Below are 268 nucleotides of genomic sequence, written 5' to 3'. Positions count from 1 at the left end.
AGTGTGTCGGGTGATATCCAGCCACATTACACATCTATAGCGGGTTTTGTGGCTAAAATGCATGAACAGATTGAGCCACTTTTCACGCAAGTGCTGATGATATGTGATGAGGAAGACTTGATAGGCCGCAATATGTTTGCCATTGATGGGTGTAAATTAAAGTCCAATGCGAGTAAAGAGTGGAGCGGCACATTCGATGAGTTAAGCCGCAAAAAAGCAAAACTAGAACGCGCAAGCAAACGTATTATTGAACGCCACCAATCACAAG

At 43.7% G+C, this 268-nt stretch carries 1 protein-coding gene; it reads left to right on the top strand.

The window, feature by feature from the left end; all coding sequences use genetic code 11:
- A partial coding sequence (locus AAEY62_RS22630; protein WP_502935555.1) for a transposase occupies positions 1-268 on the top strand: 268 nt, incomplete at both ends.

The sequence above is a fragment of the Pseudoalteromonas sp. GW168-MNA-CIBAN-0100 genome (assembly GCF_040309225.1).
GTDB classification, from domain to species: domain Bacteria; phylum Pseudomonadota; class Gammaproteobacteria; order Enterobacterales; family Alteromonadaceae; genus Pseudoalteromonas; species Pseudoalteromonas arctica.
Note: the sequence above shows the minus strand (reverse complement) of the source record. Positions and strands in the feature narration are given on the sequence as shown.